22 protein-coding genes are annotated in these 13,460 nt (G+C 58.7%); 12 read left to right on the top strand and 10 right to left on the bottom strand.

Annotated features, from left to right (window positions below; genetic code table 11):
- The 3 genes from K7A42_RS07710 (at position 1) to K7A42_RS07700 (ending at position 1,826) form a co-directional block, all read left to right on the top strand.
- Positions 1-735: a TIGR04290 family methyltransferase gene (locus tag K7A42_RS07710; RefSeq protein ID WP_077987606.1), complete on the top strand. Its 735-nt coding sequence runs from the start codon at positions 1-3 to the stop codon at positions 733-735.
- A gap of 4 nt (positions 736-739) precedes the next feature.
- A complete protein-coding gene (locus K7A42_RS07705) occupies positions 740-1,396 on the top strand; it encodes a UdgX family uracil-DNA binding protein (RefSeq protein WP_048902942.1) in 657 nt (218 codons plus the stop codon).
- Positions 1,397-1,478: 82 nt separating this feature from the next.
- The gene (locus tag K7A42_RS07700; protein WP_174150424.1) at positions 1,479-1,826 is read left to right on the top strand and encodes a hypothetical protein; all 348 of its coding nucleotides are present in this window, start codon (positions 1,479-1,481) and stop codon (positions 1,824-1,826) included.
- Positions 1,827-1,897: 71 nt separating this feature from the next.
- Here K7A42_RS07700 and K7A42_RS07695 read toward each other — a convergent pair whose 3' ends face one another.
- From K7A42_RS07695 to K7A42_RS07680, 4 genes are all read right to left on the bottom strand, one after another.
- A complete protein-coding gene (locus K7A42_RS07695; protein ID WP_004444478.1) occupies positions 1,898-2,044 on the bottom strand; it encodes a hypothetical protein in 147 nt (48 codons plus the stop codon).
- 24 nt (positions 2,045-2,068) lie between these two features.
- Entirely contained in the window at positions 2,069-2,293 is a 225-nt protein-coding gene (locus K7A42_RS07690) for a hypothetical protein (protein WP_112552872.1), read from the bottom strand.
- A gap of 28 nt (positions 2,294-2,321) precedes the next feature.
- Positions 2,322-2,702, bottom strand: coding sequence for a DUF982 domain-containing protein (locus K7A42_RS07685; RefSeq protein WP_112552870.1), 381 nt, complete (start codon positions 2,700-2,702; stop codon positions 2,322-2,324).
- A 92-nt stretch (positions 2,703-2,794) separates the two neighbouring features.
- A complete protein-coding gene (locus K7A42_RS07680) occupies positions 2,795-3,295 on the bottom strand; it encodes a ferritin-like domain-containing protein (protein WP_112552868.1) in 501 nt (166 codons plus the stop codon).
- A 243-nt stretch (positions 3,296-3,538) separates the two neighbouring features.
- Between K7A42_RS07680 and K7A42_RS07675 the strand changes: the two genes are divergently transcribed.
- The 6 genes from K7A42_RS07675 to glgA all read left to right on the top strand — a co-directional run bounded on the left by K7A42_RS07675 (position 3,539) and on the right by glgA (position 7,731).
- Entirely contained in the window at positions 3,539-3,898 is a 360-nt protein-coding gene (locus K7A42_RS07675; protein ID WP_112552866.1) for a hypothetical protein, read from the top strand.
- Positions 3,899-3,912: 14 nt separating this feature from the next.
- On the top strand, positions 3,913-4,674 hold the full coding sequence (locus K7A42_RS07670) for a Crp/Fnr family transcriptional regulator (RefSeq protein WP_072493714.1): 762 nt from the start codon (positions 3,913-3,915) through the stop codon (positions 4,672-4,674).
- 113 nt (positions 4,675-4,787) lie between these two features.
- Positions 4,788-5,024 (top strand): hypothetical protein, encoded by a 237-nt coding sequence (locus K7A42_RS07665; RefSeq protein ID WP_034497819.1) that lies wholly within the window; start codon positions 4,788-4,790, stop codon positions 5,022-5,024.
- 111 nt (positions 5,025-5,135) lie between these two features.
- The gene (locus K7A42_RS07660) at positions 5,136-5,750 is read left to right on the top strand and encodes a cysteine hydrolase family protein (RefSeq protein WP_112552864.1); all 615 of its coding nucleotides are present in this window, start codon (positions 5,136-5,138) and stop codon (positions 5,748-5,750) included.
- Positions 5,751-5,871: 121 nt separating this feature from the next.
- Positions 5,872-6,054 (top strand): hypothetical protein, encoded by a 183-nt coding sequence (locus tag K7A42_RS07655; RefSeq protein ID WP_004444486.1) that lies wholly within the window; start codon positions 5,872-5,874, stop codon positions 6,052-6,054.
- A 162-nt stretch (positions 6,055-6,216) separates the two neighbouring features.
- Positions 6,217-7,731 carry a glycogen synthase GlgA gene (glgA, locus tag K7A42_RS07650; protein ID WP_174150425.1) on the top strand — a complete coding sequence of 505 codons (1,515 nt, stop codon included), beginning with the start codon at positions 6,217-6,219 and terminating at the stop codon, positions 7,729-7,731.
- Between the two features lie 24 nt (positions 7,732-7,755).
- Here the strand turns inward: glgA and K7A42_RS07645 are convergent, their stop codons facing one another.
- Positions 7,756-7,968, bottom strand: a complete 213-nt coding sequence (locus K7A42_RS07645) for a hypothetical protein (protein ID WP_044458872.1) — start codon at positions 7,966-7,968, stop codon at positions 7,756-7,758.
- 197 nt (positions 7,969-8,165) lie between these two features.
- Here K7A42_RS07645 and treZ point away from each other — a divergent pair, with 197 nt between their 5' ends.
- Entirely contained in the window at positions 8,166-9,956 is a 1,791-nt protein-coding gene (gene treZ, locus K7A42_RS07640; RefSeq protein WP_112552860.1) for a malto-oligosyltrehalose trehalohydrolase, read from the top strand.
- Positions 9,957-9,958: 2 nt separating this feature from the next.
- On the opposite strand, the gene K7A42_RS07635 is transcribed toward treZ, so the two are convergent.
- The 4 genes from K7A42_RS07635 to K7A42_RS07620 all read right to left on the bottom strand — a co-directional run bounded on the left by K7A42_RS07635 (position 9,959) and on the right by K7A42_RS07620 (position 11,704).
- Positions 9,959-10,483, bottom strand: a complete 525-nt coding sequence (locus tag K7A42_RS07635; RefSeq protein ID WP_174150426.1) for a sigma-70 family RNA polymerase sigma factor — start codon at positions 10,481-10,483, stop codon at positions 9,959-9,961.
- 96 nt (positions 10,484-10,579) lie between these two features.
- Complete coding sequence (locus K7A42_RS07630; protein WP_174150427.1) at positions 10,580-11,275, bottom strand: class I SAM-dependent methyltransferase; 696 nt, start codon at positions 11,273-11,275, stop codon at positions 10,580-10,582.
- An 11-nt stretch (positions 11,276-11,286) separates the two neighbouring features.
- Positions 11,287-11,544, bottom strand: a complete 258-nt coding sequence (locus tag K7A42_RS07625; RefSeq protein ID WP_136883500.1) for a hypothetical protein — start codon at positions 11,542-11,544, stop codon at positions 11,287-11,289.
- Positions 11,513-11,704: a hypothetical protein gene (locus K7A42_RS07620; RefSeq protein ID WP_022563909.1), complete on the bottom strand. Its 192-nt coding sequence runs from the start codon at positions 11,702-11,704 to the stop codon at positions 11,513-11,515. Before K7A42_RS07620 ends, K7A42_RS07625 begins: the two co-directional genes overlap by 32 nt.
- A 150-nt stretch (positions 11,705-11,854) precedes the next feature.
- Here K7A42_RS07620 and K7A42_RS07615 point away from each other — a divergent pair, with 150 nt between their 5' ends.
- The gene (locus K7A42_RS07615) at positions 11,855-12,085 is read left to right on the top strand and encodes a hypothetical protein (RefSeq protein ID WP_004444504.1); all 231 of its coding nucleotides are present in this window, start codon (positions 11,855-11,857) and stop codon (positions 12,083-12,085) included.
- Positions 12,086-12,125: 40 nt separating this feature from the next.
- Here the strand turns inward: K7A42_RS07615 and K7A42_RS07610 are convergent, their stop codons facing one another.
- Entirely contained in the window at positions 12,126-12,323 is a 198-nt protein-coding gene (locus K7A42_RS07610; protein ID WP_022563908.1) for a hypothetical protein, read from the bottom strand.
- A 270-nt stretch (positions 12,324-12,593) separates the two neighbouring features.
- Here K7A42_RS07610 and K7A42_RS07605 point away from each other — a divergent pair, with 270 nt between their 5' ends.
- Entirely contained in the window at positions 12,594-13,460 is an 867-nt protein-coding gene (locus K7A42_RS07605) for a cytochrome c (protein ID WP_174150461.1), read from the top strand.

Below are 13,460 nucleotides of genomic sequence, written 5' to 3'. Positions count from 1 at the left end.
ATGCGCCGGAAACTGGAAAAGCAGATCGAGGATCTCGGGCCCTGGTTCCAGAACATGGCGATCGCAGGCGTGGAAACAGCGCCAGACCACTTTCTCGGCAACTACCCGGCATTTAAGTGGGAGGGGTTTCGCCACATCATTCCAGAAGATCTCGGCGGTCGCAGCGTTCTCGATATCGGATGTAATGCCGGGTTTTACAGCGTGGAAATGAAACGTCGCAATGCCGGGCGGGTCGTCGGCATCGATGCCGACCCGCACTATCTCGCCCAGGCCCGCTTTGTCGCCGAGCAATCCGGACTCGACATAGAGTTCCGGCAATTGTCGGTTTATGACGTGGCCAGGCTTGAAGAGCGTTTTGACCTCGTGATCTTCATGGGCGTATTTTACCATCTGCGGCATCCGCTTCTGGCGCTCGATCTCATCCACGAACATGTCGCAGCCGATATGATGCTCTTCCAGTCGCTTCAGCGGGGTGACGGGAGAATACCCGACCTCGAAGAAGATTACCCGTTTTCCGAATGGGCCATGTTCGAGGACCCCGCTTATCCCAAACTGTTTTTCGTGGAGGAACGGTATGCGGCTGATCCGACGAACTGGTTCATACCCAACAGGGCCGCGGTGGAGGCAATGCTTCGCAGCGCCGGCTTCATCATAGAGCGACATCCGGAACGGGAGGTTTATCTATGCCGGCGCGGGGCACGCCACTATGCGGCAGAGCCGCCGCCGGGAGAATAGACCCGTGCCGACCGCAGCCCGCAAGAACCGCCCCCCACCGGCCTTTCAGCCCGATCATGCCGAAGCGCCTTCACTCGCTGCATTGCACAGGCAGGCCGAAGGCTGCGAACGTTGCGATCTTTACAGGAATGCGACCCAGCTGGTTTTTGGCGAGGGCAGAAACGATGCGAGTGTCGTGCTTGTCGGCGAACAGCCCGGCAATGACGAAGACCTGAAGGGCCATCCATTTGTCGGCCCCGCGGGCCGGCTGCTCGACGCATGCCTGCAGGAAGCAGACGTCGATCGCTCGCAATGTTATGTCACCAATGCCGTCAAGCATTTCAAGTTTGAACAAAGAGGCAAACGGCGGCTCCATGCGCGCCCCAACAGCGGGGAAGTGCAGCGCTGCGCCTGGTGGCTGGGAGCGGAACTGCGGTTACTCAAACCAGAGCTGATCGTCGCCATGGGCGCGACGGCTTTTTATTCGCTCACCGGCCGTACCAGCGGAGTGACCACGGAGCGGGGGCATTTCTCCACCACCCCTGGCGGAACACGCCTTCTCGTGACCATTCACCCTTCCTACCTGCTGCGCCTTCGCGACCGCGACGAGGCGCGACTACAACGGCAGGCCTTCGTCGCCGATCTGCGCAAGATAAGGAAATTTCTGGCGGCGGCAGAATAAGCGGTCTGCTGGCAGCAATCATTTCCAGCCGCGGGAACAAGCTTCTTCAAGCGTGGTTAGGCACTGCCGAAAGGGAGGATTGATGGCAATGAAGAAGAAGATCGAATGTGAGATCATGGCACATGAAAATGGCTGGGCCGTTCTGGTCGGCAATGTCATGGAGGCTGTTTATCCAAGCCGTTATCTCGCGGTAACATCGGCGAAGACGCGGCACATGGACTTCATCCTTGTGGACGAAGCCATGCCACTGCGTCACTCGACGACGGACGTCATGGCGACCGACCGGGCGGTATCGCGCCGAAACGGTGAAGCGTTCCGGCTGACAGTCGCCGCGCCTTACCAGGTGGACATTACCTTGAAACGCAGGCGCGGGGAAATAAACACGCCGGTCTCGATTGAAGGCCGGGACCTGGTCACTGGAAAATTTTGAGGGATACGGTATGGATGCCGTCCGGAAAAGATGCCGGACGGCATCGCTCCATCTATCCGCCAGGCGCCGGTTCAGCCGGCCAGCAGCCAGACGAGGAAGCCGCCGATAAGGATGAAGACCAGGATGACGCCAAGCAATCGCGCCAGCCCCTCATTGGTATTGGTGTCTGCGCCGACAATCGTCCAATAGATCGATTTTTCGTCTGTCCGTTCGCTCATCTGCCACTCCTCGCGGGATACTTGTCAGGATACGCGGCCAGGATGCGTACCGACAAGGAAACATAATGCAATCACGATAGCCAGTGCGAAGATAACCAAAGCATAGATCATCATCCTCTTCCATGTTCGCTTCCGTCCGCGAAAGGCACCGTCATCGACGCCGACGGGAGAATATTTGGAATCGAACTCCTCACTGACAGGGCGATTGAGGTCCTCTTCCGGTTTTATGCGGTCGCGTGGCTCGGCCATCTTGTCCTCGTGCTTTCTGTTCCGGGTCTTAGCGTCGGGGCGCGGCCGCCAAACTCCCTTTGCCGCCAGCTTTCGCCCCCGGAAAGAGCGGCAGCTGAGTATTTTCGATACCTGACGATGGGCCAAGCGGAATACCGGCCTCCAGGCATGCTGCAATCAAATGCTCTCTCGCAACCGCCGAAGAGCCGTTTCTCAACATGGCCAGGCGGCAACTCCTCAAAGCCCGAGCGTAATGGACGCCTGCCTTTTCAGGCCATTCCTCCTCCAGCAAACGAACCGCCTCATCCACGCCAGAAACATTGAAGCAGCGGCCGCCCAGAAAAATTTCAAGCGGATATGCGCCGAGCAGCGGAATTGTCGTCATCTTTTTCTCCATCGCCGTGGCATTTGCCACGCGGTCGTGGACCATGCAGGGTTCGGACGCGGAAATAGCCCGCGCCGTCACTTACGGGTCGACTTCCGCATCCTACAATACGGAAGACGGACCCAGCGCTATTGCCGTCAGGCCGCTTTCTGGCTTTTCGGGTTGGCAACCGTCGCGGCGAGTTTCGTCAGCTTTTTGTCGGTTGCGCCTTCTTCGTCGAGGTTTGCCTGAAGCAGCGGAACGGCTTCATCGATGCCCAGCTGACCCGCCCACGCCACCAGAGTGCCATAACGGGCAATCTCGTAATGTTCGACGGCCTGCGCGGAGGCAATCAGGCCCGCATCGAGCGCCGGCGAATCCTTGAAGGATTCGATGATTTCCTCGGCTTCCGCAATAATGCCCTGAATGGCCTCGCACGTCTTGCCGCGCGCATTCTTGCCGATGATTTCGAACACGCGCTCCAGACGCTCGATCTGGCCTTGCGTCTCATCCCGGTGCTGCAGGAAACCCTGTTTCGCCTCTTCGAGCTGCGCGGCGCGCGCCATTTTCGGCAAGGCCTTGAGTATCTGTTTTTCCGCATAATAGATGTCCTTCAGGCCATCCAGAAACAGATCGTCGAGCGTTTTTTGACTAGCCATTTACGTCTCCTTGAGTGAACGACGCCCCGAACCCCGCGTGCCCACAATTGTTCCGCTCTGGCTGAAAAGACCTGAAAAAAGCGCATCCGGACGTGCCGCGTTCATCGTCGGTGCATGTTCAGAACTACACAGTAGTGCCGTCTCGCATATATTTGATGAAATCGAATGAACCGACTACGGTTAGTTAGACATTATAGTATTGAATAGAGATACGCATTGCCGGTGGCGTGCGAGGAGCAAGGCATGCAGACTATCAAGCGTCTCCCTATAATGGTCATCGGCGCGGCCGACACAGTCACACCGGAAATAGCAAAAGCCTGGTCCCGAGCGCAGGTCGGTCTGATAGGTCCCTACCCGGCCGACGTTATGGAAAATGACGATACGCTGCTGTTTTCCGCCGCTATCATCGATGTCCGCTACGAGGCGGAGATCATGCTTCGTGTGACCGATCAGCTTGAAGAGAAGGCCGTTCCCTACCTGTTTTTCGTGCCCCGACCGGTCTTCGAGAGCGAACCGGGACCTTTTGTGCTCTCCGCACGTTCAGAGGACATAGACAACATTGTCTCCGCCTTGATGGCGCAGGGAGGGGGCATAAGACACTAGCGAGGCAAAGTGTTATGCTGGAGCGGAGCAACGGGCGAGAAGAAACGGGTTTCCTCCTTTCCCTTCTTGATGCGGAAATCCGGAGCGAGGTGCTGAAGGCGTCGACATCGTTGACACTTTCGCTTGGCGACAAACTTTTCTCAGCCGGTCAGCGCATCGATCGCGTGCTTTTTCTCGCCTCGGGCATAGCATCCATCGTGGTAGTTTCGAGATCAGGACGGAAAACCGAGAGCGGCATCGTCGGACATGAAGGTTTCATACCCACCGGTGCACTCGCCGGCGCGGAGGAGAACTTAACCGAGATCGTCGTTCAGGCGCCGGGCAAGGCGGTGGCTATGGACATGGAGGTTTTCCGCAGCCTGATGGCGAAACATCAAATATTCTCGGACATCGTGATCTGCGCCTCGCACGTCGCGAGGACGCAGGTGGAATGCACGGCCGCCGCCAACGCCACCGGCACGGTCAGCCAGCGCCTGGCGCGTTGGCTCCTGATGTGTCACGACCGCGTGCGTGGCGACCAGCTACAGTTGACCCACGATTTCCTGTCGATGATGCTGGCGGTGAGGCGCCCGAGCGTGACGGACGCCCTGCACGTCCTCGAAAGCGAACGCCTGATCCGCGCCGAGAGAGCGAAAATCACCATAAGGGACCGGCAAGCGCTGGAAACGTATGCGCAGGAATATTACGGGCTGGCAGAGGAGGAAAGTGCGCGGGTATTCGCGCGCTTTCATGCGCAGATACCCGAAGTGGCCGGAAGACATAATCTCGCATTATAGGCAGATCGGCGCCTTCGGTACGGTCACGACCATTTACCTCCACTCTTTTCCGTATAAGATAGACACGTGATCCCTTTTTCGGCCTCGCAAACGCAGCCGCCAAGGAGGTGAAATTGTCCGCCTATCGCGCCTATCAGAGTTCGGGTATCTTCCTGAATGACGATATCAATACGGTCAAGTCGGCTTATGACAGCGTCCTGGCCGGAGAGCACGATCCCAGCCTTTGCTTGGAGGACCTCGCCCGTTACGTCCTCAAAATGTATAATCGCGGCATTGTCGATCCCGGCAAGCTCCATGAAATGTCGGCGCTTTATTTCAGAATGAGGCGCACCGGCCAACGCCGGGCGTAGGCCCTTGGGTCGTCGATGCGGCCGGGCTAAGGCGGCCGTGCGGGGCGGAACTTTCGGCGGACCGGATTGTTAGCTGACCGTAGCTGACCCACAAATCATTCGGACATTCCCATGAATTCTGAAGAGGGCCTCTTTCCTCGGTGGTGTCATCTTTGCATCGACATGCAGCGCATGTTTGCGGAAGAGACGCCATGGCACGTGGACTGGATGCCGCGCATCATCGACAATGTCGGGCGGGTGGTTGAGAACTCGCCGCACACGACCATTTTCACCCGCTTCATCCCACCGCCGGATGCCGACGCCGCCTCGGGGCGGTGGGGGCGTTATTATGAGAAATGGTGGATGATGACCGGCGAGTACCTTCGCCCCGAAATGACCGATATCGTCCGCGAGTTCGCGGGCTACGTTCCACCTGCGGAAGAATTCCTGAAAACCACCTATTCCCCCTGGACGGATGGTCGCCTGCACCGAAAACTCGTAGGCCAAGGGGTCGGCACGCTTGTCATATCCGGTGGGGAAACGGATGTCTGCGTACTCGCAACCGTGCTAGGGGCGGTGGATCTGGGGTATCGCATCTTCCTTCTTGAGGACGCCGTCTGCAGCGCACGCGATGCAACGCATGATGCCTCGCTGACGGTATTGAGGGGCCGTTTCGCGGCACAATTGACCCTCGTCAGCACGCAGGACTGGCTTCAGGCCAAAGAGGAATTCCTGCGCAGCGATTAACCCCGAAGACGCCGCGCGGAAAATTAGCGACCGCGACGAAACGGACGGGAACAATCGCTCGGAAGCAGGGTTCGAGTCGTTCGATCGAAACGATCAGCACCAGATGCGAACGAGGTTCAAAATGACCAGAAAAACGCTCCCCATTCCGAAAGACAACCAAACGGACAAGGGCCCGGGCGACAATGAGCGCCTCAATGCGGAGGAAGCCTCTTCTGCGAAGGAGAAGAACGCCTCCACCCGCACGGGACGACAGGCCAACATAAAAATCAACACCACCCATCAGGGACATCAGCAGGATCGATAGCGTTCCTCGGCGCCAAGGCAGAATTGCGGATCGGCCGTCCTTCTGAGCGCCGCCGCCTGCCCCCCGTGATGCGGCACACCACTAAAGCGGCGAGAGGCTTTGCAAACACTAGAAGCCCCGCGTCTCCTCACGATGACAGATCGACGAAATGCGGAGGCATTCATGCACATTCTTGCCGTCACGGCCGAGATGTTCCCTTTCATCAAAACCGGCGGGCTGGCCGATACGACGGGAGCATTGCCGGACGCGCTTACCAAACTCGGTGCGGAGGTGCGCACGCTGCTGCCGCTCTATCGCAAACTGCGTCCCCTCATCCGCGGGCATCAGCCCTGCTTTTCCGGGAGCGTGCTGGGACAGGACGTTAAGGTATATTCGCTCGTTGCCGACCAGAAGAATTTGCTGCTGCTCGATGCGCCCCATCTCTTTGACCGGGATGGGCATCCTTACGGCGAAAAGGACCATCCGTTTCCGGACAACGACCTCCGGTTCGCCGTCCTGTCCAAGACCGCGGCGGACATTGCCCTTGGATCAATGCCCGGTTGGAGGCCGGATATCGTCCACGTTCACGACTGGCACGCCGCCTTGACCTGTGTCTATCTCGCCGACGCGGCGCCGGGCGAGGTGCCGACCGTCCTGACCATTCACAACCTCTCATTTCAGGGTCAATATCCTTTTTCGCGCGCAAGGGTTCTGGGGCTTCCGGACGAGCTCTGCACGGTGGAATGCCTCGAATATTACGGCGACATCTCTTTTCTGAAGGGCGGCCTGACGACAGCATCGGCCGTTACCACGGTCAGTCCAACCTATGCGCGCGAAATCCTGACACCGGAAGCCGGCATGGGCATGCATGGCGTGTTCGGCACGCGAAGCGAAAGTGTGCGCGGCATCGTCAACGGCGTCGATCAGAATGTCTGGAATCCCGCGACCGATCCCTTCATTCTCGCGAATTTCATGTCGGCGACCGTGGCAAGGCGGAGCCTGAACAAATATGCGCTGCTTCAGGCTCTGGGCCTTGCCCACACACAGGGTCCGGTATTTGGTGTGGTGAGCCGTCTCACCTGGCAAAAGGGCGTTGATCTTTTGCTAGATGTTGTTCCCCTCATCATCGCGCGGAAAGGCAGACTGATCGTTCACGGAGAAGGAGACGGGCAACTGGAAGATGGCCTGCGTGACCTGTCGAAAAGATATCCGGAAATGGTCTGTGCCCATATCGGGTATGACGAACGTCTGGCCCACATGATCCATGCGGGGTCGGATTTCATCATCCAGCCTTCGCGCTTCGAACCATGCGGCCTGACCCAGCTTTACGCATTGCGATATGGCGCCTTACCCATCGTCAGCCGCACCGGAGGTTTGGCCGAGACGATCATCGACGCCAACGACGCCGCCATAGATGCGGGGGTTGCTACCGGCTTTCAGTTCGAACCGGCAAATATCGACGACCTGCGGGCGGCGCTGGAGCGCGCCATCGCTGCGTTCAACAACAGGGAACTCTTCAAGCGCCTCCAAGCCCAGGCCATGCGTGCCAACTTTTCCTGGGAAAAGAGTGCGGCGCAATATCTGGCGCTTTTTGAAGGGCTCGTCAGCAAAGAGCCGCAGGAGTCGCTTTCGTTTCCCGACATATTGCCGGACGCATTTGCGAGAATGCGTATCGAGCGGCGGCAGGCCAGACAATAAGGCAAACGCCGACTTTACCGCGCATCAGAGGAGCCGGTCCTGTTTCCAGCGGACATAGGGAGCGAGCGACTGGCCAGGAAACCGGTTTTCGATCTCCGTGGCTGTCAAATCCACCAGTGCTTCCACTTCCTCAAGCCCCTCCTTCTCGCTCTTTGCTTCGAGTTCGCGCATCTTGTGGAATAATTCGTCGTCCGTTGCCACGCGGAGAAAGTCGGCAAGGTCGGTTTCCTGTGTCATGTCACCGTCTCTTTCTGTCTTCAGGTCAGCGATCGGGCGGCAAGCTGATGCCCGCCGAGCCGTCGTTTTGGCTGTTCAACGGCGAACGACGGCCAAACCCGTTTGTTCCTTTCATCAGCATATTCCCGGTGCGGAGGCAGGAACCGACCGACGGCGATCCGGTTAGGACCAAACGAGGCTGACTGGAGGTTCCGTGAATGTTCAACGCAATGAAATACCGCAAATGGGGCGTGCAATTCGATGCTGCAGGAGATGCGCGCTTTCGCATCTGGGCGCCCGGTTCTGATGCGCCGAGGCTCGTTATAAACGGCGCGGAATACGAAATGCGGTCTGAGGGGAACGGCTGGTACGAAGCCGTTGCAGCGGATGTGAGTGGCGGCGCCACCTATCACTTTGTTCTGCCGGACGGGCGTGAAATCCCCGATCCGGCCTCACATTGGCAGGAAGGCGGCCTGGACGGCCCGTCAACCATCATCGATCACGACTTTGCGTGGCGGCATGAGAACTGGACCGGCAGGCCGTGGCACGAGGCTGTGATCTACGAGATTCACATCGGCACATTCACGGAAGAAGGGACTTTCCGGGCAGCCGAAAAGAAGCTGGAACGACTGGCTGAACTCGGCATCACCGTCATTGAGGTGATGCCGCTCGCGAGTTTTCAGGGAGATCGCGGCTGGGGCTACGACGGCGTTCTGCAATTTGCGCCGCAGCGGGATTATGGATCGCCGGACGACCTCAAAGCCTTTATAGACGCGGCCCATGGCCTGGGGATGATGGTTTTGCTGGATGTGGTTTACAATCATTTCGGGCCGGAGGGGAACTTCCTTCAAACTTATGCGCCCGACTTTTTTCAGAAAAACGAAACGCCCTGGGGCCCTGCTCCCGATTTCGACAGCGTGGATGTGCGATCATATTTCCTGCAAAACGCTCTTTACTGGCTTCAGACCTACCGTTTTGACGGGTTGCGGATCGATGCCGCCGACCATCTGGCCGGCGGCGGCGGCGAGGTGGATTTCCTGACAGAGCTTGCCCAGACGATCAGGCACAAGGTGACGGGCAGGCATGTGTATCTTGTCATAGAGGATGCAAGAAACACGGCAAAGCCGATGACGCCCGAAGAAGATGCCCCACCGCTGGTAGACGCCCAGTGGAACGACGACTTTCATCACGTCGTTCACGTCATGACGACCGACGAAGATGGCGGTCTTTATCAGGATTTCGTTTCGAACCCGGAGAGCCTGCTTCGTCGGTCGCTTGCGACCGGCTTCGTTTATCAGGGCGATCCGCGCCCTTCCCGGGACTTTGCGGCGAGCGGCGAACGCAGCGACCATCTATCCCCGCAAACCTTCGTGAATTTCCTTCACAATCACGATCAGGCCGGAAACCGGCTTTGCGGCGAAAGACTGCGTGCCCTGCTCGAACCAGCTCTTTTCGATATACTAGAGTGCATTCTCCTGCTCTCCCCCCAAACGCCGCTGATGTTCATGGGCGACGACCACGCATCGACGCAGCCCTTCTACTTCTTTTCCGACCACCCGCAACACGATCGGGAAGCCGCGATAAAAGGGCGGTTGCGGCAGGCTGAAATGTTTCAGGGAGCTCTTCCCGAAAACGCGCGCGATCTTGTCCAGGACCCCAATGATGTGCGCACGCGGCTCCTTTCTACCTTGAACTGGCGTCAGGCCGATGAGGAAGATGGGAGACGGGCAAGCGAGATCCTTGCGGGATTGCTTGCAAAGCGCCGGCAGTATGTCTGGCCCCTGCTCGCTTCGGAATTCGGAGGCGGGACGGCACTCGGTTCGCCTGCGCGAACGCTTGCCATAGACTGGGCGTTTGCGGCCGGCCGGTTGCAGCTCAGGGCCAATTTATCCGATGCTCCGGCGGATCTGCCCCCGGTGGAAGGGGAAATCTTCCACCGGCGTGGCGACATCGACGGGCGAACGGGGAAATCCTGCAGCTACAGTGTGCTGTTCGCGGTAGCCCGCTGATGTCAGGCGAGATTGCGCCGCAGGGATTCGCGGGCGCGGTTGACGCGGCTCTTGATGGTGCCCACCCTGCAGCCGCAGATGGAGGCTGCATCGGCGTAGCTCGTTCCTCCGGCAACGAGCAGCAGCGCCTTCTTTTGATCCGCATCTAGATCGCGGATCGCGCGCATGACTTCATCGTGCTCCATCCGCCATTCCTGACTGGCGGGGACCGACATCGTTTGCTCTATTCCCGCCGGCAGCCCGACGCATTCGCGCCTTGCAACCTTGTATCGGGTACAGAAGGTGTTCCGCAAAATGGTGAACAGCCACGATTTCAGGGCTGTTCCGGGGGTGAAGCGGTGCAGGGAACGAAGCCCCCGCATGATGGTTTCCTGAACGAGATCGTTGACATCCTCGTCATTTCTGACGAAACGACGCGCAAACGCCGTCAGCGCTGGCGCGAGATCGGCAATTCCGATACGCAAGGTCTCAAGTTGCGCTTCGCTTAGTGCGGGGCCGGACTCTTCATTTATAGCGTGTTTGGCCATGGTCCTTCCTTTCACATAGAAGGGAAATGGCCCATCTACCGCTTGGTTGCCGTACGCCAACGTACAATGCGTATTTTTTCGCCGGTGCCAGAGGTCCTAGTGACCCGAAAGGGACGCGGTCTTCTCAGACGTCTCCGGCGACGAGCGGGAAAGACGCAGCAGACGAAAATACCCGGTTGGGGGAATCGTCCTGTTTTCCGCCAGATGGAAAGACGGGTTGCGGCGCAACCAGTCCTCAATCCCGTCCAGACGAAACGCCGAACTGAGCCCGATGTTATGGGCCACCGGCGAGACCATCTGTTCTATGCGGCGAACTGCGCCGCTGCTGTCGGTGATCTTGCTGACGATGACGATCTCGCCACGCGGCTTCAGCACTCGGGCGCATTCGGAAAGTAGCCGGCCGGTATCGGGAATGAGCGTGATGACGAAGGGCAGCGAAATCACGTCGAAGGACGCATCCGGAAACGTGGTTTCGCAGGCATCCATCACATGCAGTGCCTTCACATGCGGCAGTGAACCGCCTGCCACCTTTGTTTTGGCCTTCCCGAGCATGTCCGCTGAAATGTCGATCCCGGTCACGTTGCTGGCCGGAGGATAAAGCGGAAGGACCAGCCCCGTGCCGACGCCGATTTCGAGAATGTCGCGACCGGCACCACCCACACATCTGGCCAACTCCATCTGCGCCCGCTTGAGAAAGAAGCCGTACACACGGTCATAAACCGGGGCCCAGAACCGATATGCCTTTTGCTGCTGTGCCCGGTTCGGGATGCTCGATACCGTTTCGTCGCTCACTCGCCTCTCCCTCAGCGTGAAATGAACTTGTTGAAGCGGCTCTCGCCGCCCGACGTTCTGTCCTGATAAAGGAATGCCAGCTTCCTGTCCTCGAAGATTTCAAAAAACTCGTCCCATGATATGGCCTTCAGTGCATCCTCCGGCTCACCGAAATCGATCCTGAGGATCCCTCCGTCGCCCGAGACGTCCACTTTGGCAGGGTGGCCATCGCGCAGCTCCGCCCATTTCCGTATCGTGTCATGATCGGTGGTTGTTGCCGATTCCGTCATCGTTGTTCTCCTTGTCTTCGTCGCGTCCATACCGGGAGCGCCTTTCGCGTTCGGCGTTTTCTGTCGCCTTTTCACGGTCTTTGCGGCTTTCATCGCTTTCAGTCGAGCGTGCGTCATCGGTGCCGGGTTCGGGCCTGACATCGTCCTGTGATCGGGTCATCGCGGAAGCCCCTTTTTTTAAAACATCCAGCAGCGCAGACCCTGCGGTCCGCTCTCTCCTCCTAACCCCGTGAGCAAAAAGCGGTTCCGTACTGATGGTTCGAGGGAACAGCATTGGCGTAAAAAGGTTAGGGACAGACAGGAGGATGCCATGACGAAGAAAGACAAGCTCGAGCAGATTCACAAGGACAGCGCGCCCCAGTTTGCTCCCGGCAAAAAGACCTCGACCAATAACGGCGTTGCGAGCGCGAAGCCGAGGGTCATTACCGGCTCGGACGACGCAACCGCCAACAAGCTGCCACCAGGTACAAAAAAGCCGGAAAAAGACTGGGACATCAATTACGACGAGCGGGAAAGCAACGAGGGCGACTTTCGCGGCTAGAGACGCGGCGCCCTTGCCGCGCCGAGTGTTCGCGAAGCGGCTAGCGAGCCAGATCCTCGACAACCAGTTCGATGGATTGCGGCTCGGCGCCCTCTTTCGTCTGCACGCTCAGAACACTTCCGGTGTTCAGCACGCCTTCGAGGAGCGTCCGACCGTCGATGGTGATTTTGACCACCTTGGGGGTTGCGGCCTCTATGTTCAGGCTGTTGCAGGTCTCGTGATCAGTTTCCGGGTCCACGTGCCGACCTCCATTGGGATTGAACGTGCCGGCCTAACCACGGTCGGGTCCGGTTGTTCCCGAACGGCGGCCATGACTGGCGATATGATCGCGCGGGAACCACAAACGGCATGCGAAGTTCGATAGCGGCGGATCAGCCGTGCGGCCGGAACCCGGCGCAATCATAAAAGTATGCTCTGACGATGGACCTTTCCGATGATGGTTCGCGAGACTCCCGGTTTTCATCTGTCGGTTCAGGCAGGCCGGCTGTTGATATGGTGTCTCGCAGCGATGGCCTGCCTGGGGGGCTGGCTTTTGACCACGCCGAAGCCGGTCTTCGGACCGAACGACATTGGATCATCGCCGGGCGATCCGCAGCTGGGAAGACTGGTATTTCTGGCTGCAAGCTGCGGGTCCTGCCATGCCACGCCGGGACAGCCGGACTCGCTCGTGCTCGGAGGCGGATTGGCGCTTTCCTCCTCCTTCGGCGTTTTCCGTCCGCCGAATATCTCCCCCGACATTGCCGACGGAATCGGCTCCTGGACCGTTGAAGATTTCGCAAATGCGCTCGTCGCCGGCATATCGCCTGACGGCCGCCATTATTATCCGGCCTTTCCCTATACGAGCTATACGGGAATGAAGATCGAGGACATAAAAAACCTCTACGCCTATCTGCGGACCCTGCCGCCTGTTTCCGGCAAAGCGCCGCCGCATGATCTGTGGCCACCCTTCAGGTTGCGCCGTGCCGTTGGCGTCTGGAAGCTTTTGTTCTTTGACGAGGTCGGCAAGCCGCAGGCGATCACCGGCGATCCCGTTCTTGATCGCGGCTCCTATCTGACGGAGACGCTTGCCCACTGTGCCGAATGCCATTCCAGCCGTAATATCTTCGCCGCCATCCGCCCGGAAACCCGTTTCGCTGGTGGTCCCGACGCGGAAGGCACGGGCTTTGTGCCAAACATCACGCCGGCACGTCTCAGCAGGTGGACGCAGACCGACATCTCTACCATGCTCGCAACAGGCCAGACGCCACAGGACGGACATGTCGGGTCCGCAATGGTGGACGTGGTCGCCAATCTTTTGCAGTTGCCACAGGAAGATCGCGACGCGATTGCCCGCTACATCAAGGCCCTGCCGGCAAGGCAAACCCCGCATCCGTGA

It is taken from the genome of Agrobacterium sp. InxBP2 (assembly GCF_026191755.1).
Lineage (GTDB): Bacteria > Pseudomonadota > Alphaproteobacteria > Rhizobiales > Rhizobiaceae > Agrobacterium > Agrobacterium pusense.
This window is presented reverse-complemented; position numbering and strand designations above follow the sequence as displayed.